The sequence below is a fragment of the Blautia massiliensis (ex Liu et al. 2021) genome (assembly GCF_052064225.1).
GTDB lineage: Bacteria > Bacillota > Clostridia > Lachnospirales > Lachnospiraceae > Blautia_A > Blautia_A fusiformis.
This window is the reverse complement of record NZ_JBQHWA010000009.1, coordinates 14,694-39,198: the sequence shown is the minus strand read 5'-3', so window position 1 is coordinate 39,198 and position 24,505 is coordinate 14,694. Positions and strand designations below refer to the sequence as shown.

Genomic DNA, 24,505 nt, shown 5'->3' with positions numbered 1-24,505 from the left:
AATATTCTCCTTTTCTTCCTATAATTGGTCATACATCTTCAACAGTGTTCCCTTTTTCATTTGACTATATTTCACTTGTAATTCTTCATATTTTTTCTGAAGATTTTCATATTCTATTTTCGGGACACTATCGGATAATTTTTGTTCTAAACTCTTAATCCGTGCTTCCTGTGCTTTTGCAATAGCATCGCTTTTAGGATTCCGCAATGTCTTTCCCTGTTGTTTTTCCTTTAATTCCATCATGACCTGTTTCACATTCGGATTATTATAGAAAAACCCCCTGGAAAGTCCTGTTAGTTTTGTAAGCTCAGCAACAGAAATTTTTATATTTTTTCTGTACATTGTTTCAATAGCTGTTATCGCTGTTTCTGTCATTTCCGCACTTTTTTCTTTTGCCAGTGCTACCATTTTATCGTGTTTCTGCATTTTCCTTTTCCCTCCTGTATTGTGCTAATAATTCATTCATTTCTTCTCGTACAGCCTTTGTGTCCTCCGCTAATGCTTCGTTTCTTAACCGCCTATAATGTGGTATGGTTCGTGTATCCTTATGCCCCAGCAGCCTTGCAATGCTATCATCATCTAATTTCATTTCTGTAAGTTTCACTCCAAATGTATGTCTAAAACGATGTGTGCGAAACTCAAAATAATTTCCATTATCATCCCTGATATCATTTTCATAAATCATAATATTTACATGGTATTTCAACATCGAATCTGTATATAATTTTCCATTATCTTGCAGAAAAATATATTCCGAATCTGGATGCTCCTTTTCGGAAACCTCTATTGCTTTTCTAATCAATTCTGCCAGCTGGTCGCTGACCGGTCTTTTGTATTTCCTTGTTTTCTGCTGGATAATAGTTATAAAATAATGTCCAGATTTTTCAGATAAGCAATCCCTACGCAATGTCAACGTATCCTCAATTCTTGTACCGAGCATCTGATGTATTATTAAACATCTTCCTAACTGGGGCTTTAATTTTGTTAATGCACTATTAAATCTCCTGATTTCTGCATCCGAATACGCTTCAGGTAAAGCATTGTCATATGCTCTGCAATCACTCGACAGAAAAAGGTTGCATAAATTTTCTATTTCCAGTTCCCGCCCAATTTCATCCAGCAGATTATCCAAAACCGACAGTTCTGTCGTATAACTGACCGATGTAAGACCGGTATCCGTTTTTATATAAACTAGATAATCTTCTATCATATCCCTGCTAATTTCTGTGAAATGCCTTACTTCTGGGAACCGATCATACATGAAGCCAGCGAACCGACGAAATCCACGCAATTCACCTTTTATACTCCCCATTGCTTTTGTCTGGCAGTGACTATACAATATTTTCTTTATTATCTCCTTAAATTCTTTCTGCCTGATCTCACGAAAATCTAATCTATATCTGCCACGAATCGGATTACTCCTTGGCACAATATCCAGCTTTCTCATATCCCATACATCCTTTTCATTTTCTGGAATATCTGCTGTTTTACACTTCACAACATACTCATAATACATTTTCAGAAAAGAAACCTGAGCGCTACTTTGTTGCCCAACGCTTTGCCTATCCGGTCTATTTCTTCTAACATACAGCGCCAATCCTTTTTTATATAAAAATGCTTTATAGCTTCTCTCCAGTTCTTCCCATTTTTTATCAGTGATGCTGCTACAACTTGTACACTTCTCATTCAGAAATTCTTTCAACAAATCAAATCTGTAAATATCATTTACTACTGTTGATAAGGATAAACATCTGCATCTATCATCGATATACCCATAAATCTCATCCTGTATCTTTTCATTATGAATCTCTGATATGTAGTACACCCTGTTTTCCTTCCATTTCAGCCCTGCCAACTGTTTTTCTGTAGCTTGTTGATAACAGTCATAAGAAATCACATTAATATTACCTTTCATCATCTTCTACTCCTTTCAATTTAAATGACTGATTTTTTGAAAAATATTTATCTTCAGCCGATACAATACGTTCCGGCATGAAATCAATGTATTGTTTAGTCATATTCTCACTTGAATGCCCCAGATAATCTCGTACCCCTTGTATAGAAACTCCATTTCCGTACATTGAAGTCGCAAGGTTATGTCTGTAATCGTGTGCTCTAAAAATATAATCTCCGCAGTCAATCCCACGAACCTTACACTCCCGAATCATCTGATTTGAAAAAGTCTGTCCACTAAATGCACCACCCTTTTTATTTTTGAATAAATACTCACCATTTTTTATTCCGTGCTTTTTTTCATAATCATTCACCAGTTCTACTAATATACTAGGAATCGGAATGACTTTTTCTCTCCGCATTTTGCTTTGATATATACGCATCCAACTCTCATTGCCTTGTGAATAAAAGACTCCCGATTTTATTGTGCAAACCTCGCTTTTCCTAATTCCTGTACAAAACAAAATCAAATACATCAACTGTAAATGCTCTGGGAATGTCGGCAGCTCCTTAATCAGATGAGCAATTGTTTTTTCTGGGACACTTCTTTCATTGTGTTCCGGAAAACCTTTTTTCAAAAATCGTTCCGGATAAAACTTCAACACTTCAATATTTTTCATCTTCAAAAACTGTAGAAATGTATGCACATGCGTAACATATCGATTGAAAGTGGAATACTTAATATCGGACTCATCCAAAACAGACAAATACTCCACTATATCTTGCATATCCAGTTCTGTTACTTTCTTACTCCGTCCGTCCAGATATTGTAGAAATTGTGAAATAAAACTTATTTTATTTCGGATATTTGATAAGGACAGATCAGATATTCCGACCAAATATTTTGCGTATAATTGTAAATACCAACGATTTTCTTTTTCATGAATATTAATAAATGAAAGGCTTTTAACAGGTGAACTGGCATTGATTCTTGATTTATCAAACTGAAACCTATCCATATACCAGATACACGCCTGCCAATTTGTCTCTGTATCTGTTAGAAATAACATTCTTCTCGCAAACTCAACAATCTTAGAAGCCTGTTTTTTTATAATTTCCGACTCCCTGTTCAAGTACAGATAAAATCTGTTTTCATCTGCCTGTTCCATTTTTTCAATATCATCTATTCCGTACTTATCGCAAAACCCTATAAGTGCTTTTAATGGTTCTAAAAAATATCTTCGGTGTCTTTGTACCATATCCATATTCAGAATTTCACACAGCAATATTTTTGTCTGTCGCACCAACTGTGATGAAAGTATTCCCGTTAAGTCCCATAACAAATCATTTTTATCAACCACCTGACGGAAGGATTGCGCTTTCTTCTTATTGGGTACATACAGCAAAAACAATTTATCTTGCTTAAAAAACTCCTGTTCAACAGAGAAGGGATTGCCTTGTGAATAGACATCCGGCATATTTTCAATTTTTAAGCGATCAAATAAGCTCAGCAATTCCGCTCTATACTTTTCTGAAATATCCTCGTTCTCAAGAGAATCCATATACATTTTTCTCGTGTCATAGTTAATATCAGCCGTACACTGTATATCTGTATGCTGAAAAAATTTGTATAACCGGTTATAGTATTTTGCTTCTCCATTCGTAACTAAAGATATCTCTTCCGTTAATTTCTCAGATATTTTTTCCTGATATAACTTCGGAACAATTTTTAATACTGCCAAGGTAATCCCTCCTTCCTTTTACAGAAAATCTGCAATTTGATATAAATCTTCATTATTTGAGTAGTATTGATCTGTCGCTTCTATCAATCGTTCATTATTCTCACCCAAATATTTAATGGTAGTTTCAACTTTCTTATGACCCAGGGCAAAACGAATGTCATTCAAATCCCATCCTTCTTTTCTTCTTTCCTCTGCAAAATAATGTCGAAGCTGATGCGGATGGGAATTGATATCCGTTTTTTTGGATAGCCTTTTCAACATGCTATACACAGAATCCGCATCTAATGGCTCCCCTTTGTTTTTTCCAGTCAATTTTGTGAATAGATACTCCGAATCCATCAGACTTTTCCGGTTTTCAGAAATGTACTTAACCAAAAACTCAAAAGTTGTATTACTTAACAATGCCATTCTATATTCTGCATTTTTTGCCCTTGCCAAATTGGTATTGTTTTCACGATACCTTACCCGAACCGTCCTTCTTTCAAAATCAATATCTTCGGTATAATGAATTCCCAGAATTTCTCCCAATCTAAGACCGGTTTCTGCCATCATTGCTATCAGTAAGCGGTCTCTGTCATTCGTACAGGCATTTATCAACGCCTGTATTTCTTCGGATGTTATTTCTTCCAGATTAGGTTCTTCTTCTCTAAGGAAACCTTTAAACGAATTCACTGCATTTTGATGATTTACTCCCATGCTGTCAAAATACGATACTTTTTTTACCCGTAAGACTTTAAGCATTGGCAAAACCTCTTCCAGTGCCAAGAACTGGTAGTATCTGAAGACTGCACCAAGATACATATTGCAGGTCTTATTGCTCGTCTGTGTATTGTGTTCCGTATGTTTTCCATCCTTAACCCAATACAAGAAATCAATAAAGTGTTTATTCTGCTCTGAATAGGGCAGCAATGTAACCTCATCCAATCCTATCGTTTGTTCCTGCAGAAAATTGTAATAATATGAAAGTGCGAAGGCTGTGGATTTTACAGTATTCGGAGAAGCATTAATCTGATCCAGATGCTTCAAATACTTTGATGGAAGGATTGCCATTTCTTCTATATCCGAAATAATCAAAAATCGTGGTCTATTATCTTTCAAAACTGAAACAACCCTATATTTCAATCCACAGCCCTCCTTTCTTTTTTGACTTCTTTGACATCTTTGACTTCTTTCATCTTACATTATACACAAAGAAGTCAAAATGTCAATTGCGTATTTGACATCTTTGACTTCTTCAAATCAGAAATAATGATTTCTTTGATTTCTTTATATTTAAAATTGATTTTTCGGAACATAATTGATAAGATAAAGGTTAAGAAGTCAACTCATAAAAGTCAAAGAAATCAAAAGGAGATTGGAATGAACGAATTTATATCAAATCCAAGTACATTAATAGATCCCGACAGCGTTTACGATCAGGAAAGATTCATCAGTATACTTCAAACAATTTTACACACAAAAACACAAAAAGAATTATCTGAACAAACCGGCATAAACAATGCGACTATTTCTCGAATGCTCAATGGCACCCGATCAGGGCGACCATATAAAAGCACTATTGATAAAATTGCAAAAGCCATTGATGATCCAGAACTTATCAATGAATTATATGATGCTACTGGATATTCACCTCGGAAAATACAGGAACGAAAGAAGATAATTGCTGACAATGGATTTTCTCCGGATCTCTCTGCTGTTCAGATACATGAAAAGTTTTTTTCCACTTTAATGCGTGGTCTTTCCATGATGACAAGTCTGTATAAAGTCGAATGGACAATAAAATCCGGAACACCCAACTCGTACGATTATTTAATTGAGTTAAAAGATGGGAATATAGATTATTGGTATATTCGATATGTAGATAGAATTACTTCTGATGATGAAAGGAAAAAAGCCTTAACTGCCATTTATGGAGAATTTGCAAAATTGAAATTGGACGGAAAAATCAAAGTTTCTTGCGCTACTCCTTCTTACGAAGATTATGATTATTTTGTTACAATTCCTCCATACCAATTAAATACAATAGCTTCAATTATACATTTTGATTCTGAACTGGAAAGATTTGCAGACGAAACCTTTTTAGAAACAGTTTTACCATTTAAAGAAAATATTCCTGTTAAAGATTTTTGTAATCTTACTGAACCACTGATACTATAACTTTTTGTTTTTATCACAGAGAGAGTTGCTTATGGCTCTCTCTTTTTTTACAGTTTCTCCTCCAATGTTCTAACTCATTATGGCAAATCATTTTCTAAAGCAAGTATCGCCTAGAGTAACTCAAAACCCAGTTTCTGGATTTTGATTCTCTGACGAACTTGATGGAGATTACGATTCCCCATACCCTCGATATCACAAAACATCAAATTTTGCTATTAGCTCAAAACACATTTTCGCAGCTTTCTGTTTTTGCACTCATAGTTGTCAAAATCTTTTTATAACTATCTGCTTCTACCGGCTGCTGATTCAAAATTCTTTTATTCAAAAATGAATAAAAGTGGACTTCACAAAAAATATTGTACCACCTGACCGGAATTTGTTTATTCTTACTTTAATATTATCCCTATTTTTTCAAGATCCTCTTTGGTCTTTTCAAATCTCGACAAATTGGATACACCTACGCATCTCAAAAGAATAGAAACAATGAATCCGCATTTCACTGCACCTTTTGCACTTGCCTTGATGCACGAATTCCCATCAACACCTATCATCTCTATCTCTGAAACGCCCTTTGATTTAAGATATAAAATCAGTTCTTCAGATAAAAAGGCATCCGCCTGTCTTTTGCAAAACACATTATCTGATGCAAGAATGAGGTCGTCTGCAAACTCATCTGTTACCATTCCACTGCGAAGTTTCTTCGTGTTCTTAATATATACAATATCATACTGAGCCTTTTGAGCTTCCATTATCCTCTCGTTAACTCTCTGTACAATATCAGTTTCATATTTTGTGATATACGACTTTTGAATATCAATAACCAATAATGCTCTCATGGCTTCCTTCCTACAAATACAAATTTTTACAATTCATATTATCACTATTTCAATTTTTTGAAAACATAACAATAACCCTAAATGATACTTCTCGTAAATTTCTTATTTAACCCAGAGCAAGATCCACCTGTGTTTAACAATATTGTCTTTCAGACAAATGTTCCCTCATCAGGTTTTCCTCTTGCTGGGGATTCCCCCAAACCCATTTTTTGTATTTATGCCGAGACCCCTATACACACTAGAGCAAGATCCACCTCGGTAATACCATATTGCTATTTTAACAATATGGTATTTTCCTGAAGTTGCAATCTTGCTGAGGATTGTGCTCCCCAGTTCCTCACATTCAGCATAAATTAATATATGGTTCCCTGAATTTCTCCGGTCACAACACAGGTTGATAAAAGAGGCTAAAAAGCCCTATATCCCTGTGAAATCACTATGTGATTATAAGAACAGCAAGGACAGGAAGTGTGTATACACTTCCGCAAAATTGCCAATTTTGGTTCCCTACCCAAAATTAAAAAAACGTAAAATTGAGTATCTCTTTTCTTCGTACAAACATTCAATTTTTCATTTTTCTTGTTCACTGAAAAAAACCAATATGCGGATTTTACAAATTTTATATCATTTGCAAATCTACATATTGGTTCAAAAATGTATTTTCGTTTTAATAGAAAAGCTTATATTTTCCAAATATTCTTTGCTTGCGTTAAAAGCCAATCTGCTCGTTTTTCAATTTCACTTTCATCCCAAACGTTCTTTTTAAGGACATCGTACAATGTACAGAGTCCACTTGCACATAAAAGTAACCCCGGTTTATTTTGTCCCTTTCCTAACTTTTTTACATCCCATGCAGCATCACGTATGGACGCATTCAAAGCCTGTGGAATAATAGCCAGATTCCCCAAAGTCAATAATTTTAAATCTCTTTTCTTCTCTTCATCTTCCGAAGCACAAGTTCCCCAATTATTTCTCCATTTCTTTGGCATCAAATGTTCCAAACTATAATTATTGAATCCAAGTAATGCAGTAGAACTGTTATCCGGACGAATTTTGCTTTCTATCAAATAAATAATTCCTTTAGATTGAAGATTCACAAGTTTTGATGATTCAAAGCCGATTTTTAATTCACTATCATCTGGGCAATATGTGGTTGCATCTCCATTTCCCTTTAAACGTGAACTCAAAGTCTGGGAATCCAACACCTTATTTAAAATTAAAGATGTGAAAAGATTATTATAATTTTTAGTCGATGCATGAACCACTACTCTACGCATTATATAACTTTCCAAAATCCCATACATCTTATCAAGTTCCGTTTTATCTTGAACATTTTTTGCAATATACAAGATGTAAGGAATCATTGTCGTATTTTTCAATCCAAAAATCACAACATTTATCCGTTCAATGCTTCCCTCTTTAGGAATACTCATTTCACACTGATCTGGTTTCAAATTATTTCTGAAACATTCCGCATAATCTTTCATCTGATCCAGCACAATATTTTTATTGCCATCACAATATGTATTGATAAAATGTTGATAAGACTGTGCAAGCCGATCTACTCTGGAATACATAAGTTTATCTTCATTTGAAATATTATATTTCCTATCCTGAATAAATAATTGAAAATACGAATCAAAGAAGATATCAATAACTGCTCTTTTTATACGTCCGGTTTCGATTTCTTTATCCCAATATATTTTTGTATCAGCATCTTTCTCAAATACATCTGCCCATTTTTTATCATATTCTCCAACTGTCTCTCGATTAAAGAAATAATTTTTTAACAGTTCAGAAGTGGTGAGATTTACACCCAAGGAATTAATCGTATCAAAAATCTGTTGCTCATCTTCATCAGCATCCAAGTCGATACGAACAAATTGTGTATTGACAAATATAGTCATGATATCCAGTTTGCTTTCATCAATATGTTCCACAAAATAATTAAAAGCTCCTATTATTCTGGAGGCTGGTTCTGGATTATTAATCTTTTCAGCTTTATCCAATGACATTATTTTTTCAAAAGCCTGAATATCATTTCTTCCATGTCTAAGCGCAATCATTTGCCCCATTATTCTAAACTGGCAATCAAATAATGCTGTCTGTTTTAATTTTAAGCAGAGTACTTTCATAAAAATCAAGAAAGTGGTCAAGCGCTGCTGTCCATCCACTATAGTTCTGCAGTCAGCAAAATTTTCCCCCTGTTTAGGTTTTCGCCCTTCTTTTAAAATGATAGAACCCAGAAAATGTGGTTTTTTTGTTTTTACCACAAATTCCATATCTTCAAGAAGTCTACCCCAGAGATCTTCTTTCCAAACATAAGACCTCTGAAAGAAAGGAACCTCTACCAATGTAGAATTATTAAAAATATTTGTTATTAATGCTTTATGTGCATCCATTTATCCTCTATGCTCCTTAATCTTACTTACTAAGCAATTTCTTTCAGCATATTATTCTCCGTCCTTATCCTTTATTGCTAAGTAATTGTTCTAATTCTATCTGTGCATTTTTAATGACCTTCTGTTGAAAATCGATAGTCTTTTCAATTTCTCCGTTTTCCTGATATATAGTCTCATCAATGTCATTGCATGTCAGAAAACCATTTACGAAAGCTTGTGGATACTGAAAAGTCATTTCTTTAACCGGAAACAAAATCTTAATCCGCCCATTTTCACATTGTAATACATTACCTATGCCAAATTTTTTGTGATAAACCTGTTTACCGGTAATATTCGGCAAATCATTTTTTTCTGTTTTAAGTTGTTGTATTTTTTCTTCCGCAACCTTAATCGTATTTTCCAGTTCATTTATCTTCTGGCGATTCGCAGCTTTTTTTATACGTTCTTTCGTAGATGTTCTGGATATTACCATGTTTCGATAAAAATCGTAAGCGTGCGCACAATAGATAATATCATATACAAGAATATGTAATTTATCATCATACCCTTTCGCTTCTTGCTTCATTCTTTCGGAATGTAATTTCATTAGTTCAGCATTATCCTTTATTGCTTCCAGTAATTCATCACACATCGCATAATATTTTTTAAGCGAAAAGTTCTTCCCACTACCAAAATCATCTCCATACTCTATACAATTTGCCCATGCAGTTGCTTCTGTAGATTTAAAAATATAATTCTCCTCTGGTTTCCACAAGTTCAAGTAATAAATTACACTGTTTCGACTTTGCGGATATTTCCATGAGCCACTAACATATTGTTCTATTCTTGAATTTATGGTATCAATAAACTCATCAATCCGTTGCTGTCTCATATCTAAATCGCCATCATCTTCACTAAACAGCTTGTGAAAACACTGTCGGACAAACTCTATCTCTTTTTCCTGCTTCAGTAACAATCGTATACCACCGATAGGTTGGACAGTCGCATTATCAATCAGATTGCTCGTCTCCTGCATTGAATTAATAAACATTTCCGGAAAATCAGGAGCATTGATATCCCAGAATTTTTTAAATCTTGACTCCGCTCTCCATTTATATCCCTCATCATTTCCTTTTACATCATTTAATTCCTCAAAACGAGAGATGTACTGCTCCAATATGTTATTCAAATTATTTCGATCCATTATTCTCTCTACCTGTTCTATTTATGACAATTTCTGATACAATTTCATTAATTCTGCCACACAATCGGATTCTGTCATTTTTGTGCTAAAACCATATGCAGCCATAACCGCTTTATTATTTTCCTGATGGGCTTTTCTAAGTTCTACAGGCATAGTTAAATCATCATATAAAGCCGCAAGGCTACTTTCAGGATATAATGCTCGTGCATTCAAAATAGCTTGTGCTGTCATTTCAATACGTTCCTTTTGTTCTGTCTTAATGTCTGGCCATGGGAATGTATTATATACAACACTAACAGAATATGTGAAATCTTCTCTTAATCTTCCTGCAACTGTACGCAACCATGAATTATGAACATTGGATGATAAAACTCCTAATTCATACAATCCGCCATCACGCATTACCTGCAACTTATTATTTACTAATACATCAGGAGTTAAAAAGCCAATCGGAACATATCGGCGACGCCCCGATGATGTTTGGGGAATTACTAAATACTCTTTTTCGGGCATATTTTCAAAATGAAATTTAGAAGGCGTATCCGCAAGTTTCCTTGTTGGAGCACTCGAAGAACTCAATCTATATTCCTTGATTTCTTGTAATTTTTGAAGCACCAATGGCATCTTTGCTAATAAATGAGGTGGGATTCTGTTGATCAACAAGAAATATCTTTCCACATTATTTATAAATTCTCTACTTCCCATATATCTATAAAAATATGGCTCAGATTTTGGTTCTTTCTTGATAAACTCGGCTTTTTCTTCCGGAGTAAATGCACAAATAGCATTATCTAAAGGCTTACTTCCATTACTAATTATTGGTACTTTGCAAATAGGCTTTTTTTGTCCAGAAATCCATGTATCCTTTGTATCCATCAAATATCCATTGATATAATTAACTTTCTTTACAATACCCCCATCGCAAATATATTTATCTTTCTGATACGGACCTATCACAAATTCTATAATAACGCAATGAACTCCGGCTTTGATTTTCGCTTCACTTTGCCAATTAAAAGATCTAATAGCGTAAATGATATTCAATTTATATTTTTCAAACAGAATCTTCCATAAAAGCATTACCTGTTCGCCCTGTGTAATAGAACTCGTTGAAACAAATCCAGCCTTTATAGTGGTGCCATCCATATATCTTGCAGACTGAATATACCACAAACTTACATAGTCCAAATCTCCATTTTTTGGAAAATCAAATGCGACCTCATTCATATCTTTCCGCTGACTATTACCCATACGTCGTCCTGCTGAAAATGGAGGATTTCCCATTATATAATTCAGTTTATATTTAGGAATCACGCTATCCCAATCTATCCGCAACGCATTTCCCTCTACAATATTTACATAGGTTTTCAACGGAAGAAAATCATCATTAAAGCCATAAACAATACTCTTTGTCTCCTCCAACATCTGGGATTCTGCAATCCATAAAGCAGTTTTTGCAACAGTAACCGCAAAATCATTGATTTCTATTCCATAGAACTGTTGGATTGAAACTTTAATCGGATTATTTACTTCTCCCAATGTCATCTGTCCGCCAACTTTTTCTCTTATCACTTCATTCTCCAAACGTCGAAGCGACAAATAGGTCTCCGTAAGGAAATTTCCTGAACCACAAGCTGGATCAAGGAATGTGAGCGAAGCCAATTTATTCTGAAACTCGTCCAGCTTCTTATCTTTGGTTCGCTTTACCTGAATCTGTTGAATGTCATTAAATTCATTCTGTAAATCGTCTAAAAAGAGTGGATCAATCACTTTATGAATATTTTCAATAGATGTATAGTGCATTCCTCCAGAACGTCGGGTTTCCGGATTCAATGTAGATTCAAATACTGCGCCAAAAATGGTCGGGGAAATGTCTCTCCAATTAAAATCTTCGGAAGCTTTTGTAAGGAGAAGCTGCTTAATCTCTTCTGTGAAAGGTGGTATCTCAATCGTCTCATCTGCAAACAGCCCTCCGTTTACATATGGGAACTGGGCAAGATCTTCCTCCAAATACTCATCCCGTTTCGTTACCGGAGTATCCAGCGTCTTAAATAACTCTATCAATGCTCGTCGGCAATCTTTTACTTCATATGCTTCCAAATAATCATGGAACATATTTCTCTTTCCAAAAATGCCCGCATCCTCAGCATAAAGGCAGAAAACAATCCGTACACAGAGTGCATTCAAACTTCTCAGCTTATGATTTCTTTTTTCTCTCTGTTCTGCTGTTTCATCCTTCTCTTTGATATCTGGAATCCGGTACTGCTTCAAAAAAGCATCATAGATCAGACCTACAATGTCTCCGGCTTTGATAGAAACTTCCATTTCGTGGGAGATTGTCTTAACCTCTTTTTTTACAAGAAAATCCAAAAGTGGATATTTACTCTGCAATTCATCCAAAGCAATCTTGGTCGGTTCCGGCTGTTTCTGGTTCATATCATAAATCCAGATTTCAGCAAAATTGGATGTAACAATCCATCTAGCTCTTTCATCAAAAGTCAGCTTGCTGTTATATCTGTCAGCCTGCTCAAATGGAGTAAGGTCGATTTCTCCCGAATTACGGATTTTCTGATCGAGTGCCTTACCGAGGCTTTTCTGTTCGATTATAACTCTAGTTTCCGGAATATACACATCAATACGTTTTGTGTTACCATCAACCACTACCTTTTTTTCAAAATTAAGGCGTTCAGTGATATTGTCCATTCCCAAAACACTCGTCAACAAATCAATCCAATAAGAGCGACCATCTTCATCCTCTTTACCTTTTCCAATCCACCGATTTACAAACTGACGGGCAGCCTCTCTTTGTTCTGCATCTGTCATGCTAACATCCTCCTAAATAATCATATATATCTTTTATATCCGAATATTTTCCAAAAAAATTATATTTACAGTATACCACGAAGCAATAATCCCGTCATTCATAATCATGTCTGTGTGTTAGAGAAAATACATATAAAACCGCATCCACTATAATATTATTAACGTACTGACTTTATCCTCTAATTAGCACTCATTAATTACTTCTCTGGATAAATCATAGGAATACTGATACACGATCATATTATCCTTTATATCGATGTATACACTATGTGCTTCTTTTAGCAGAGTATTCCATGTTTCTACCCATTCAGGAGGAGTTGAATCCAAAAACCACATTTTATCAAATGAAAGTTCAATAGTTCCCCATAAATCATCTTCTTTTCGCTCTGTTTTTATATTCATACTCATATATTCTGCGATCTCGAATGCTGCCTTTTGTAAAAATGTAAATTCAACAATTTTCTTAGAATCAGGAATCTTCTTATGTTTTTTCATCTTTTCTTCCGCTTTACGGATGATTTCTTTTACCTCTGCTTCATGCTGTTTTATTTCTTCTAATTTTTCTTCTTCTGTCATTTTTGCTTTTTCAGCTTCCAATTCCATTTTTATTTCTTCATCTTCACGTTTTGCAATATCAAAAAATCTCTTTTCAATCAACATATTCTCCACCTACCCATAAAAAAAGAAACAGTCAACATTTTCGTTACAACTGTTTCCCTTATTTCTGAAGTCCTCGGAGCATAGCCATTACTACCGCTTGTTCTTTTTCATCAAGACCATCCCAAATCTTTAAGACCTCTTGTTGTGACTCAGATAAATTTACCGGAACGTCCATTCCTGCAAAGAACTGAGCCATTGTTACTCCCAGTGCGTCACATATTTTTTCCACAGTAGGCATTGTTGGTAGACTTTCTTTAGCAATGATTTTTCCAATCGAAGATTGAGATATACCTGTCAGCTGTGACAGCCGATATTTACTCATATCACGTTTTTTGCACAAAGCTACAATATTGTCTGCAATGTAATCCTCTGTACGCAAGTAAATACACCTCTCTTCCGATAGTAGTTACCTTCATTGTACCTACAAATCGGCAAAAATATTAGAGATGTATCTTGCAAGCATTTACTAAGGGAAACAGAAGTATTTGTCCAAAAAAAATAGCACTATATGATATCGTACTCCATTGCTGTCAATCTACTGTCTAAGCGCTCATATTCTCTTTGTACCTCTTCAATTTTATCATATAGTTCCATCACTGTCGAACCTTTTATCATTTTATTTTCTTGGCACATCTGCCGGAACTTGCTTTTGTACTCCCGTAGTATTCTTCCTTTTTCCTCTAATTCCTCCAGTGCTTTGATTTCCTCATTATCTGTCATGTGTTTTCCTCCCAGACTTAATTTTTAATACACAAATGATAACCCTTTTTTCGCTGTTGTTCAATTACAACTTATCGCCTTTTTCTCCCATCAATCGACAATCTTCTTTTTGCTATATACATATGATATACTTCTTTTTATACAACTAATTGCTATTGTATAACTCACCATTTTTCTATCTACAACACAAAAAAGTCAAGTTGTGATGGAAAGGAGGTGAGGACATGGAAATAAATTATGCACTTATAGGCAAACGTATAAGAGAAACCCGCAAACAACGAGGTTTATCTGCCGAGGAGCTGGCTGAAATTGCTGATCTTTCTACTGTTTATATAAGCTATATAGAAAATGCCAAGCGTAAACCAAGTTTAGAATCTTTAATCAAAATTAGCAATGCTCTTGAAATTACTATTGATGAATTACTCTACGGGAACTTGTTATACAATCCTACGGAATATCAAACTGATATTGATTTATTAATGGCAGATTGCACCAGCACCGAAAAACGTTACATATTCGAGGTTCTTTCAGCCATAAAGAACATTTTACGAATCAATGATTGGCATCTATCCTCAAAACATAATTACGATGCTGACAACCCGAATGATTATTAAATCATTCAATAACAATCAAATATCTATTTCTACATAAACCATCCGTTAATCACTTAACCGATGGTTTATGTCTTTTTCAATCCAAAAATTCTATGATAGTTATATCAACTATAAAGGATGTCGCTACTGATGAAAGAAAGTGAAGAACGAAGCAGTAATATTGATGAACAAAAAGCCCGAATCCGGCAAAGATATAAAGGTATTGATCCAGAAGAACTGGAAGTAATTCCAGCACTTCCACCAGAGGATATTTTTAAAACAGAGAAAAAACTACGAGTGGCTGTATATGCAAGGGTATCTACGGATGATCCACGCCAAACATCCTCATATGAATTACAGAAAAATCATTATCAGGATGTAGTAAATAAAAATCCAAATTGGATTCTTGTAGAAATATATGCCGATGAAGGCATTTCCGGCACTTCTCTTCAACACAGGGATGCATTCAAAAAAATGATCAAAGATTGTGAAGCCGGAAAAATTGATTTAATCATAACAAAAAGTGTATCTCGATTTGCAAGAAATGTTGTTGACTGTATCCGATATGTACGAGAGCTTTCTTCACTCCGTCCACCCGTCGGTGTGTTTTTTGAAACAGAGCATCTAAATACGCTTGATCCCAAAAGCGAAATGATCCTGTCATTCATGTCAACACTTGCGCAGGAAGAAAGTCATACCAAAAGTGAAATTATGAATTCTTCCATTGAAATGCGTTTTCGTCGGGGAATATTCCTTACACCTCCTCTGCTCGGATATGACCAAGACGAAAATGGAGATCTTGTAATCAATCCACATGAAGCTAAAATTGTGCAGCTTATTTTTTATATGTATCTGAGTGGAAGCAGTGCGCAACAAATTGCTGATTCCCTGACAGAACTCGGTTGTAAAACAAAAAAGAATAATGATGTCTGGTCATCCAGTACCATACTACAAATCCTTCAAAATGAACGCCATTGTGGTGATGTTCTGGCGAGAAAAACATGGACTCCGAGTTATCTTGACCATAAATCAAGGAAAAACAATCAAGACCGTAATCAATACAGAAAAATCGGACATCACGAAGCTATTATCTCCAGAGATGATTTCATAGCTGTTCAAAAATTAATTACAAATGCGAAATATGGGAATAAGGAGATTTTACCAGAATTACATGTGATACAAGAAGGCTCTCTAAGTGGATTTATAAGTATCAATCCAAGATGGTCTGGCTTTAAAGCCAGAGACTACTTTGATGCATCTCAAAGCGTCCATAAACCAGCAAATATGAATACACCTGATATAATTACTGCTTCCGCCGGTTCCTTCGATTTAAGAGACTATGAGGTTGCCAGAGGACAATTTTTCTCCTCTGTTGGTCGGATTTCTGTTTCTTTTTCATATAAACAGATCTCTTTTAACAAAGATGCTATACGGAAATTTCCAAACACCAAATTTGTTGAACTGCTGATACACCCAAGTTCAAAACTACTTGCTATCCGACCATGTTCCTCTGAAACCAAAAATAAAGTGCAGTGGTCACGTCTCAAAGATGGTCAACCTATTCCAAAACCAATTTCCGGTGCTGCATTTTTGCCAACATTATACGAGATATTTAAATGGGACAAAAAATGCAAATATAGAATAATAGGAGTTGCCCACCAGAAAGACAATGAAAATGTCCTTATTTTCAATATGAACGATACAGAAATACGAATACCGACAAGTACCAACGACGTATCCTGTTCCGATAACAGCACACCTGATACAATATCTGATTCTAAAAGTGTGTTAGCTTATCCTGCCGACTGGATGAATGGCTTCGGTAATAATTATTATACTCAGTCTCAAGCACCAGAACTAATAGAATTTACAGCGGACAAAAACTGGCAGACTACTTCGGAAAGTAAACCTTATAAAGAGCCTGAGCTACAAACCACTCCCAAAGAAACCATTATACAAAATATAAAAAATATCATTACAGAAATTAAAGGAGACACCCAATGAGCGATCAACCTATAAATCAATGGAATATGACTACAGAACCTTCTGATATGATGAAAATCAACCCACCTATGCCAATAACAGTCGCATCCAGTCCCACAAATCAAATGGAAGTCATTGACGATGATTCTTTCAGTTATGATGGCTATCAAGTTGTTCGTGGCGAATTCTTCGCTCATATTTACGAACCTTCGTTTACGTTTAACAACTACAAGGTATCTGTAAATACAGCCTGCATAAAAAAACTACCCGATGTCGAATATGTGCAGATATTAGTCAATCCCATTGAGAAAAAGCTGGCTGTCCGTCCCTGTCGAGAAGAAGAAAAAGACTCTTTTCGTTGGTGTTCCTCTGGAAAAAAACGTTCGCCAAAACAAATCACTTGTCGGATTTTCTTTGCTAAAGTGATATCTCTCATGGACTGGAATCCTAATTATCGTTACAAGATTCTCGGCAAGCTAATTCGTTCTGGCAATGAAATACTGTTCATTTTCGATTTAACTTCACCTGAAATATTTCCTCGTACACTAAAAGACAATGGAACTGTAACCACTGCCAGGACACCTTCTTATCCTGAAGAATGGAAGAATCAGTTCGGTATCCCAGTGGAAGAACATCAAAAATCAATGCAAGTCAATATATTTGAAGGCTACGCAGTATTTGACATACAAGAAAAGAAAAAAGCAACTGATAAATCCACAGAAAAAACAAAAGCACCATCAACAGCAGAAAGTGAGGAAAAATCCTATGAACAACAAACACTCTTCCCATCCACTAATATGTATTGACTTTAAAAAGAATCGTATACGAATCCACCGCAATACACTCCGACAAATTGGTAACCCAGAATATATTCAACTTCTTGTTAATCCTGATCAAAAAATGATAGGTATAAAGGCTAGTTGTGCAGAGGATAAATTGGCACATAAAGTTAAAGATTATTTTGTTATCAATGGTAACAGCTATGAATTGTACAGCCGAGAATTACTATATTCACTTTCCCAGCTTAACCTTTCTTGGGAGAAATTTAATATTTTTCGTTTAGAAGGCAATATTTACCCAGAGAAGAAAATAGCTCTATTTTCCATGGATAACATCATCACTAAACTGCCACAAGCAGAATTTAAATCAGAAATAATGGGAGATGAGTATGCGCAATTATAGTATATATACATTAAAAACAAAACCAGAATTCACCAATTTGTATCAATATCTCAGTGGAAAAGATTATAAACAGCTTGAACAACAGATATTATGTCATTCCTATCACACCCCCATCTGTACATGGAATGGTATTGTCATTAATGGCATAGAAGCATATGAATTATTTCGTAAACACAGTATTCCTTTCCGCATAAAAAGACTCCATTTTTCCAGTAAAGAAGATGTAATTTCATGGATATGTACTGACCAACTTAAACGAGAGGATTTAACCAATACCAATAAAAAATACCTGATTGGAAAAAAATATGATGCTGAAAAAATATTAACTTCAAGACAACTTTCATCTACGAATAAATCTCATATTTCCGGTGCAAGCATCGCAGCAAAAAAAGTATCCGAAGAATGTAATGTAGCAATGGCTACCGTTCACAAATATTCTGCTTACAGTCGTGCACTAGATATAATTGATGAAAAAGTTCCGGATCTTGTCAAACGAGTCCGTTCTGGTCAGCTCTGGATTTCCCAAGCTAATATTATTGAGCTTTCAGGATTATCAAAAGAACAGCTTTTAAGTCTAAACAACTACCTTCTTGCCGAAAAGATAGAACATCTAAGTTATCATGATATGAAAAGGGAATTACTGTGGAATAATTACGCCAAACCAATGTTAGAGAAAAAATCTTCCGTTTCTATTCCTTCTATACGCAACCTGCCACAATTCGATCCAGATGCGGAAATTGCAAGTCTTACGCTGACGATTCCCTCGTGGTACAGTTCTATCGAAAGAGTATTAAAAGTTTCAGATTTTAAAATTGCATCTGATACAGCAAAAAATAAGCTTAAATATCAGCTTATGTGCCTAATATCAACCACAAATAATATTTTAAAAAAATTGGAGGAAATATAATCATGGATGGAAATACCGAAGATTTACAAAAGTTTGTTCCCCAAGTGCATTTTGAGCAAATACCAATTAAAAATTTATGTTCAAATCAAGATTACCAACGTAATCTGTCCATCAAACACGTTCAGCGTGCTGCAGCTAATTTTGACCTTTATCAGATAAACCCTGTAAAAGTAAGTAGACGTGATGGAATAAATTATGTATTCAACGGACAACACACTATAGAGATTGTCGCTCTCGTCTCTGGATCAAGAGAAACTCCTGTCTGGTGTATGGTTTATGATGATCTTGTTTACACCCAAGAAGCAGATATTTTTGCAAATCAGATGAAATATGTCAAATCGTTATTACCTTATGAAATATTCATGGCTAATATTGAAGCTGGTAATGATAGAGAACTTATTATTCGTGACCTTGTTGAATCGTATGATCTCACTATTACCTCTTCCTCTCGCCCCGGAGGTATATGTGCTGTATCCACTTTAATTAATATCTACGAAAAATATGGCTTTCACACTCTTGATCGTGTTTTACGCCTTTGCGTTGCCACATGGGAAGGTGCGCCTATGTCCTTTAGTTCCAATATGCTTAATGCTATTGCTCGTCTGGATAATGCTTATGGAGAAACAATGAAAGATGACACCTTTAAAGAAAAAGTAGGACGTGTCTCTGTCAGGGAAATCAGTCGTACTGCCAGAGAACGTCGTGCCGGTTCATTAGGATTCGCAGAAGCTCTTTTACTAGAATACAATAAGAAATCCAAGTATCCACTTCCTTTTGAGAAATTATACACTCATAAAACACCAAAAAAAAGGGAACAATCAACTGAAAATGAATCCGATCAAAGTTCCACTCCAGAAGGTCAATTAGATTTATTTTCTACGGATCAAGACAATACTCCGGCTCTGCCAAACGAATAGCGCAGAGCCTTCATCCTTCGTTCTATCCATACTTTCAAAAAGGATGCCCTACTTTAAGGCTCCCTTTCATGCAAGCACCTTTTATCTTAGCCCAAATTCATCCTCCGCTCCATCCTCCACCTTATATATGAATACCCATTCCAAATATTTGCTTTTACCGGATACTCTTTCATGTAAACAAATACAGTGTGATATTTAATAAAATGTAATCTACACCAATTATGTATATCCTTCATACACAAGTTATTCATACCATTCACCCACTGTTCTAAAGACCATATATCTTTATCTGACAATAACTCCATTATGAACAGTACATTATAATATTGAATGACACCTACCCTCTTCCCTTCCTCTATTAACCTTTTATACAATAGCCTATACTTAATGTTCATAACGTTCCTATGCCCTCCCTCTAATCTATATTTTCCATCCCTATACACGTTATATATATAATTATTATATAGTACATATAAGGCTCTGCAGCATATCCACTGCCTCTCCTCCACGTACTTCCCCTACAATTATCCTGTCCGGCCTCATTCGAAGGGCTGACCGGATCAGATCTCGGATCGTTACTGACACCGCGCCCGCCATATTGGCCATTTTTGCCTCCAGACATACCAGGTTATCAATTCCCCGGATCTTAAGCTCCGCATTATCTTCAATGGTGATCAGGCGCTCATCTTTTGGAATATATTCTGTAACAGCTCCAAGGAATGTTGTTTTTCCACTGCCTGTACCTCCACCGATCACAATAGAATATCTTGCCTGAACAAGTTTTTTTAAAAACTGTGCACATTCTTCGGTGATGCTTCCAAAAGCGATCAGTTTTTCCATTGTGATAGGATCATCCGGAAAACGACGGATCGTCAGGATCGGACCATTCAGAGCAACCGGATAAACCACTGCATTCACACGTGCTCCGTTTTCCAGCCTTGCATCTACAATGGGCATGGACTCGTTGACAACCCGGTTACAGCGCCCTACGATCTGCTGGATCACATCCTCCAGCTTCTCTTCTGACGTGAAGACCTTATTCCATCTGGTCAGTTTTCCTCCACGTTCCACAAAAATATGATCCGGACCATTTACCATGATCTCCGTAACACTTTCATCATCGATCAGTTCCTGCAGAACATCCAGCTTGCGCACAGAACAGAACAGTTCCTGTCTGAGCTCTACTTTCTCCTTCAGTGAAAGAAACAGTTCCCTTGCCTGAGTTAATATCAGTTCATCGATCACCCCCAGGATCTCATCATCGGACAGCTCTCTGGAAACATCCAGCTGTTCCATGAGCAGATCATACATTTCCCGGAATTTTTCTCTGTTCATGACCGCTCCTTTCTCAAAAGTTCACGGATATAATCTCCCAGTTCACTCCAGACCAGCTGTTCTACGTAAGCGTCAGAAGAGATCCTATCCATATGAAAGGGCAGATGCACCTTTTCTGTTTTTTCCAGGATCTTTTCTTTATTCCAGATACGCAGAAGATTTTCGAATTGTGTCACCTTACAGACAGAAAGTGTGTCATTCAAAACCGGCATATAGATTTTTCTGCACATTTCCAGAAGCCGGAAATCCTCATCTCCATTTTCTCCCATATCCAGGATCAGCACTTCATAGGAACTGTGAAGTACGATCTCCTGCAACAGCCGCTCCCAGTCTTCCCAGTCCACGGTCCGGATATCTGAAGGTGTTCTTACAGGCGGTATAAAATCCAGATTGTTTACTGTCTGGATCATTCCGTTCATTCTATGGATCAGGTTTTCATTTCCCTGGCGAACATAATAAAACAGATCACTCAGATTAGCCGGAAATTTTTTCCCAAGAAGTTCCTCAAAACCAGAATAGGATTCCAGATTCAGATAAAGAACGGCACGTTCTTTCGCCAGTATCTGTCCCAGCGCAAGTGCAAAGGATGTCTTCAGACACCTGCCAAGAGGAGAAAAAACACCGATGATCTCCATTGTCTTTTTCAACACAGGAAAAGTTACCGGATCAAGAGACTTCTCTTCTCCATAGCAGGCCATCACCTCCCTTATCACATCTGAGGAAGATTGATATTTATACACACTTGAATACTGATCCAGTTCCGGAGGATGCACACCCTCTGAAAGAATGATGATCTTTCCGATACCAAGGTCACGGACTTCTTTTCGCATTGCTTTATCGGAAATCAGCAGCAACTCAATATGATTTTCTTTTCCGTAGGCAATGAGACTTTCCGCCGTGGTAAATGCCTGGATCTCAAACGGAAGATTCTTTTTCTGGTTCAGATAATCCATAAAATTGAAAGCATAATCCACCTCCAGATCACAGACCGCAAATATGTTTTTCTTCAATACACACCTCCTGCATAAAGCACCGTACTCAAAAATATGGGTACCGTAAAATGAAAGTTCTCCGGAAAGCTCATCCCCTTTCTGTAATAAGGACGTATCTCACCGGTACAGTAAAACTCATTCATATACTGATATAAATAAAGGAATCGTCGGCGGATACCGCCTGTAGAAATAAGAATTGCCAGAGAAATGCCTGCACCTGCAAGCAAAGAATAAACAATACATTCCATAACTGTCCGCGGCCCCATGATCCCGCCAAGTGCGCACAGAAGCTTGATATCTCCGGCGCCGATCATATGGAATATAAAAAGGATTCCCAAAAGAAGCACCGGCACGGCCACTCCTGCCAGAAAGATCACTCCACCTTTCGGCCCGTTTTCTGTGATCTGGATCAGGAAACCGATCATAAAAGAAAAAAGGATCCATCCATTGTCTACAGATGCATCTTTAAGATCCATCCAGACCGCCATCGCAGATATCACCACGGATAATTCTCCATAAAGAAACATACACGCCCCCTTTCCTTCTTAAAATATATGTTTATTCAGTTATGATAAAAATGGGATTTCCCGCCTGACCTGGCGGTGATCGATACCAGAAGATCTCTGGTGAAATTAATTATAGAATTTCAGGAGCATTTTGTCCAGCATTTTCGTTCGACAAATTCTGACACGAATTTTGCTGTCATCTGCTCCTGAAATTCTTTTTATCTTTTTATTTTTTATCGCTTTATCTTCTATGAGCTTATCGGATCTTTACTCCGTCCTTAATCACTGCTTTCAGTTCCAGATCCTGATCCAGCAGTACCACATGAGCTTTTTTACCTGCTTCCAGAGATCCGTACTGTTCTTCCACACCAAGGCTTCTGGCCGGATTTATAGTCGCGCAGGCCACGGCTGTTTCCAGCGGAAGCTCCATCTTTTTAACAACTGTACGCATACAGTCCATCAGATTTGTGGCAGATCCTGCGATCGCACCGTCAGATACCAGCGTGGCAAGTCTTCCCACAACCTTAACATCCAGTCCGCCCAGTGTATACTGGCCGTCCGGCATACCGGTAGCTCTCATACTGTCGCTGATCAGGATCATCCTGTCAGCTCCCATCATCTGAAAGGTAGCTCGAACAACAGACGGATGGATATGGATCCCGTCACAGATGATCTCTGCCATAACATCCTTATTATCAAAAACAGCACCTACGACGCCTGGTGCACGATGCGTAAACGCAGGCATTGCGTTATACAGATGGACTGCATGGTTTGCCCCTGCTCTGCATGCTTCCATTGCTGTATCGTAATCTGCATTGGTATGTGCCAGAGAAACATTGACCCTTTCATGAACTTCCCGGATAAATTCTCCTGCATGCTCACTTTCTTCAGGTGCAATCCCTATAAATTTTACCAGACCTTCCGAGGCCTTTAAAAAACGGTCACAGATTTCCACATTACATGGCAGGATATTTCTCTCGTCCTGTGCACCTTTTTTCGCCGGGCTGATAAAAGGCCCTTCCATATTGATCCCCAGAAAATCCGCCTTACGGCAGTCCTTTGTTTCTTTTTTATATTCTGCTGCTGTATGGAGGATCTGCTCCAGTTCCTCTACCGGTAAAGTCATAGTAGCCGGTGCAATCGCTGTAACTCCTACCGATGCCTCATATTCCGCGATCCTTCCGATCGCAGCCTTGTCTCCGTCGCAGAAATCATCTCCCTTGCACCCATGAAAATGCAGATCGATCAGTCCCGGAATGGCGTAGCAGCCTTTTCCGTCCAGAACATCCCCGTTAAGCTGTGGCGCATCCTTTTCTTCATAAACCTGTCGGATTTTATCCCCATCCAGGATAATCCCGCCTTTTACAAATGCTTTGTCCGGTGTAAAAACATACACATTATCAATGATCATAGTAAAACCTCCCAAAATCCCCATTTGTGATCATAAACAAAAAAGCAACCAGAAACATGTTCTGATTGCTTTCAGTTAATAGCCAGTACGGGAATCGAACCCGTGTTTCCGCCGTGAGAGGGCGGCGTCTTAGCCCCTTGACCAACTGGCCATATTCTTTTGTTTCTGTCGTTTGATTTCGTTTTTTGTTGTTTCCCTCAACCGACTTCGTTAGTATATAACACTTTCTTTCAAAATGCAAGTACTTTTTTTAATTTTTTTAA

The 24,505-nt window shown here is 36.7% G+C and carries 21 protein-coding genes, 1 tRNA gene and 1 pseudogene; 7 read left to right on the top strand and 16 right to left on the bottom strand.

Annotation, left to right across the window (positions count from 1 at the left end; all coding sequences use genetic code 11):
• Positions 1–18: 18 nt before the first annotated feature.
• Genes ACTNDQ_RS05135 through ACTNDQ_RS05120 form a run of 4 tightly spaced genes read right to left on the bottom strand, consistent with a single transcriptional unit; the run spans position 19 to position 4,757 of the window.
• Complete coding sequence (locus ACTNDQ_RS05135; protein ID WP_441064016.1) at positions 19–426, bottom strand: DUF6262 family protein; 408 nt, start codon at positions 424–426, stop codon at positions 19–21.
• On the bottom strand, positions 410–1,918 hold the full coding sequence (locus tag ACTNDQ_RS05130) for a tyrosine-type recombinase/integrase (RefSeq protein ID WP_441064014.1): 1,509 nt from the start codon (positions 1,916–1,918) through the stop codon (positions 410–412). The genes ACTNDQ_RS05135 and ACTNDQ_RS05130 overlap by 17 nt, the downstream gene beginning before the upstream one ends.
• Positions 1,905–3,635: a tyrosine-type recombinase/integrase gene (locus ACTNDQ_RS05125; protein ID WP_441064012.1), complete on the bottom strand. Its 1,731-nt coding sequence runs from the start codon at positions 3,633–3,635 to the stop codon at positions 1,905–1,907. Before ACTNDQ_RS05125 ends, ACTNDQ_RS05130 begins: the two co-directional genes overlap by 14 nt.
• Before the next feature lie 18 nt (positions 3,636–3,653).
• Positions 3,654–4,757 carry a tyrosine-type recombinase/integrase gene (locus ACTNDQ_RS05120; protein WP_441064010.1) on the bottom strand — a complete coding sequence of 368 codons (1,104 nt, stop codon included), beginning with the start codon at positions 4,755–4,757 and terminating at the stop codon, positions 3,654–3,656.
• A 237-nt stretch (positions 4,758–4,994) separates the two neighbouring features.
• Between ACTNDQ_RS05120 and ACTNDQ_RS05115 the strand changes: the two genes are divergently transcribed.
• Positions 4,995–5,792, top strand: coding sequence for a helix-turn-helix domain-containing protein (locus tag ACTNDQ_RS05115; RefSeq protein ID WP_441064008.1), 798 nt, complete (start codon positions 4,995–4,997; stop codon positions 5,790–5,792).
• Between the two features lie 386 nt (positions 5,793–6,178).
• Here ACTNDQ_RS05115 and ACTNDQ_RS05110 read toward each other — a convergent pair whose 3' ends face one another.
• From ACTNDQ_RS05110 to ACTNDQ_RS05080, 7 genes are all read right to left on the bottom strand, one after another.
• The gene (locus ACTNDQ_RS05110; RefSeq protein WP_441064006.1) at positions 6,179–6,628 is read right to left on the bottom strand and encodes a cysteine hydrolase family protein; all 450 of its coding nucleotides are present in this window, start codon (positions 6,626–6,628) and stop codon (positions 6,179–6,181) included.
• A 680-nt stretch (positions 6,629–7,308) separates the two neighbouring features.
• Positions 7,309–9,030, bottom strand: coding sequence for a DUF262 domain-containing protein (locus tag ACTNDQ_RS05105; protein ID WP_441064004.1), 1,722 nt, complete (start codon positions 9,028–9,030; stop codon positions 7,309–7,311).
• A gap of 64 nt (positions 9,031–9,094) precedes the next feature.
• Positions 9,095–10,213 (bottom strand): hypothetical protein, encoded by a 1,119-nt coding sequence (locus tag ACTNDQ_RS05100; RefSeq protein ID WP_441064002.1) that lies wholly within the window; start codon positions 10,211–10,213, stop codon positions 9,095–9,097.
• A 21-nt stretch (positions 10,214–10,234) separates the two neighbouring features.
• Positions 10,235–13,036, bottom strand: a complete 2,802-nt coding sequence (locus tag ACTNDQ_RS05095) for a DNA methyltransferase (RefSeq protein WP_441064001.1) — start codon at positions 13,034–13,036, stop codon at positions 10,235–10,237.
• 183 nt (positions 13,037–13,219) lie between these two features.
• A complete protein-coding gene (locus ACTNDQ_RS05090; RefSeq protein ID WP_441063999.1) occupies positions 13,220–13,696 on the bottom strand; it encodes a hypothetical protein in 477 nt (158 codons plus the stop codon).
• A gap of 58 nt (positions 13,697–13,754) precedes the next feature.
• Entirely contained in the window at positions 13,755–14,075 is a 321-nt protein-coding gene (locus tag ACTNDQ_RS05085; protein ID WP_082432673.1) for a helix-turn-helix domain-containing protein, read from the bottom strand.
• A 125-nt stretch (positions 14,076–14,200) separates the two neighbouring features.
• Positions 14,201–14,416 carry a hypothetical protein gene (locus ACTNDQ_RS05080; protein WP_441063996.1) on the bottom strand — a complete coding sequence of 72 codons (216 nt, stop codon included), beginning with the start codon at positions 14,414–14,416 and terminating at the stop codon, positions 14,201–14,203.
• Between the two features lie 224 nt (positions 14,417–14,640).
• Here ACTNDQ_RS05080 and ACTNDQ_RS05075 point away from each other — a divergent pair, with 224 nt between their 5' ends.
• From ACTNDQ_RS05075 to ACTNDQ_RS05050, 6 genes are all read left to right on the top strand, one after another.
• A complete protein-coding gene (locus tag ACTNDQ_RS05075) occupies positions 14,641–15,030 on the top strand; it encodes a helix-turn-helix domain-containing protein (protein ID WP_008374249.1) in 390 nt (129 codons plus the stop codon).
• A 129-nt stretch (positions 15,031–15,159) separates the two neighbouring features.
• A complete protein-coding gene (locus ACTNDQ_RS05070; protein ID WP_441063993.1) occupies positions 15,160–17,013 on the top strand; it encodes a recombinase family protein in 1,854 nt (617 codons plus the stop codon).
• Entirely contained in the window at positions 17,010–17,798 is a 789-nt protein-coding gene (locus tag ACTNDQ_RS05065; RefSeq protein WP_441063991.1) for an integrase, read from the top strand. The genes ACTNDQ_RS05070 and ACTNDQ_RS05065 overlap by 4 nt, the downstream gene beginning before the upstream one ends.
• A complete protein-coding gene (locus tag ACTNDQ_RS05060; protein ID WP_441063989.1) occupies positions 17,758–18,174 on the top strand; it encodes a hypothetical protein in 417 nt (138 codons plus the stop codon). The genes ACTNDQ_RS05065 and ACTNDQ_RS05060 overlap by 41 nt, the downstream gene beginning before the upstream one ends.
• Positions 18,161–19,081, top strand: coding sequence for a hypothetical protein (locus ACTNDQ_RS05055; RefSeq protein ID WP_441063987.1), 921 nt, complete (start codon positions 18,161–18,163; stop codon positions 19,079–19,081). The genes ACTNDQ_RS05060 and ACTNDQ_RS05055 overlap by 14 nt, the downstream gene beginning before the upstream one ends.
• A gap of 2 nt (positions 19,082–19,083) precedes the next feature.
• Complete coding sequence (locus tag ACTNDQ_RS05050) at positions 19,084–19,998, top strand: DUF6551 family protein (protein ID WP_441063985.1); 915 nt, start codon at positions 19,084–19,086, stop codon at positions 19,996–19,998.
• Between the two features lie 474 nt (positions 19,999–20,472).
• Here ACTNDQ_RS05050 and ACTNDQ_RS05045 read toward each other — a convergent pair.
• The 5 genes and pseudogenes from ACTNDQ_RS05045 to ACTNDQ_RS05025 all read right to left on the bottom strand — a co-directional run.
• Positions 20,473–21,333 (bottom strand): annotated as a pseudogene (locus ACTNDQ_RS05045) (CpaF family protein); the annotation flags it as partial.
• Positions 21,330–22,343 carry a hypothetical protein gene (locus ACTNDQ_RS05040; protein ID WP_021652830.1) on the bottom strand — a complete coding sequence of 338 codons (1,014 nt, stop codon included), beginning with the start codon at positions 22,341–22,343 and terminating at the stop codon, positions 21,330–21,332. The pseudogene ACTNDQ_RS05045 and the gene ACTNDQ_RS05040, both read right to left, overlap by 4 nt.
• Entirely contained in the window at positions 22,340–22,852 is a 513-nt protein-coding gene (locus tag ACTNDQ_RS05035; protein WP_288786948.1) for a prepilin peptidase, read from the bottom strand. The genes ACTNDQ_RS05040 and ACTNDQ_RS05035 overlap by 4 nt, the downstream gene beginning before the upstream one ends.
• A 235-nt stretch (positions 22,853–23,087) precedes the next feature.
• The gene (gene nagA, locus ACTNDQ_RS05030) at positions 23,088–24,242 is read right to left on the bottom strand and encodes an N-acetylglucosamine-6-phosphate deacetylase (protein WP_441063982.1); all 1,155 of its coding nucleotides are present in this window, start codon (positions 24,240–24,242) and stop codon (positions 23,088–23,090) included.
• Between the two features lie 79 nt (positions 24,243–24,321).
• A tRNA-Glu gene (locus ACTNDQ_RS05025) sits at positions 24,322–24,393 on the bottom strand.
• Positions 24,394–24,505: the final 112 nt, after the last annotated feature.

What these genes read in the sequence shown, in the direction of transcription:
- ACTNDQ_RS05135 (WP_441064016.1), bottom strand. Translation starts at nt 426, where the DNA reads ATGCAGAAACACGATAAAATGGTAGCACTGGCAAAAGAAAAAAGTGCG.
- ACTNDQ_RS05130 (WP_441064014.1), bottom strand. Translation starts at nt 1,918, where the DNA reads ATGATGAAAGGTAATATTAATGTGATTTCTTATGACTGTTATCAACAA.
- ACTNDQ_RS05115 (WP_441064008.1), top strand. Translation starts at nt 4,995, where the DNA reads ATGAACGAATTTATATCAAATCCAAGTACATTAATAGATCCCGACAGC.
- ACTNDQ_RS05110 (WP_441064006.1), bottom strand. Translation starts at nt 6,628, where the DNA reads ATGAGAGCATTATTGGTTATTGATATTCAAAAGTCGTATATCACAAAA.
- ACTNDQ_RS05105 (WP_441064004.1), bottom strand. Translation starts at nt 9,030, where the DNA reads ATGGATGCACATAAAGCATTAATAACAAATATTTTTAATAATTCTACA.
- ACTNDQ_RS05100 (WP_441064002.1), bottom strand. Translation starts at nt 10,213, where the DNA reads ATGGATCGAAATAATTTGAATAACATATTGGAGCAGTACATCTCTCGT.
- ACTNDQ_RS05095 (WP_441064001.1), bottom strand. Translation starts at nt 13,036, where the DNA reads ATGACAGATGCAGAACAAAGAGAGGCTGCCCGTCAGTTTGTAAATCGG.
- ACTNDQ_RS05090 (WP_441063999.1), bottom strand. Translation starts at nt 13,696, where the DNA reads ATGTTGATTGAAAAGAGATTTTTTGATATTGCAAAACGTGAAGATGAA.
- ACTNDQ_RS05080 (WP_441063996.1), bottom strand. Translation starts at nt 14,416, where the DNA reads ATGACAGATAATGAGGAAATCAAAGCACTGGAGGAATTAGAGGAAAAA.
- ACTNDQ_RS05075 (WP_008374249.1), top strand. Translation starts at nt 14,641, where the DNA reads ATGGAAATAAATTATGCACTTATAGGCAAACGTATAAGAGAAACCCGC.
- ACTNDQ_RS05070 (WP_441063993.1), top strand. Translation starts at nt 15,160, where the DNA reads ATGAAAGAAAGTGAAGAACGAAGCAGTAATATTGATGAACAAAAAGCC.
- ACTNDQ_RS05065 (WP_441063991.1), top strand. Translation starts at nt 17,010, where the DNA reads ATGAGCGATCAACCTATAAATCAATGGAATATGACTACAGAACCTTCT.
- ACTNDQ_RS05060 (WP_441063989.1), top strand. Translation starts at nt 17,758, where the DNA reads ATGAACAACAAACACTCTTCCCATCCACTAATATGTATTGACTTTAAA.
- ACTNDQ_RS05055 (WP_441063987.1), top strand. Translation starts at nt 18,161, where the DNA reads ATGCGCAATTATAGTATATATACATTAAAAACAAAACCAGAATTCACC.
- ACTNDQ_RS05050 (WP_441063985.1), top strand. Translation starts at nt 19,084, where the DNA reads ATGGATGGAAATACCGAAGATTTACAAAAGTTTGTTCCCCAAGTGCAT.
- ACTNDQ_RS05035 (WP_288786948.1), bottom strand. Translation starts at nt 22,852, where the DNA reads ATGTTTCTTTATGGAGAATTATCCGTGGTGATATCTGCGATGGCGGTC.
- nagA (WP_441063982.1), bottom strand. Translation starts at nt 24,242, where the DNA reads ATGATCATTGATAATGTGTATGTTTTTACACCGGACAAAGCATTTGTA.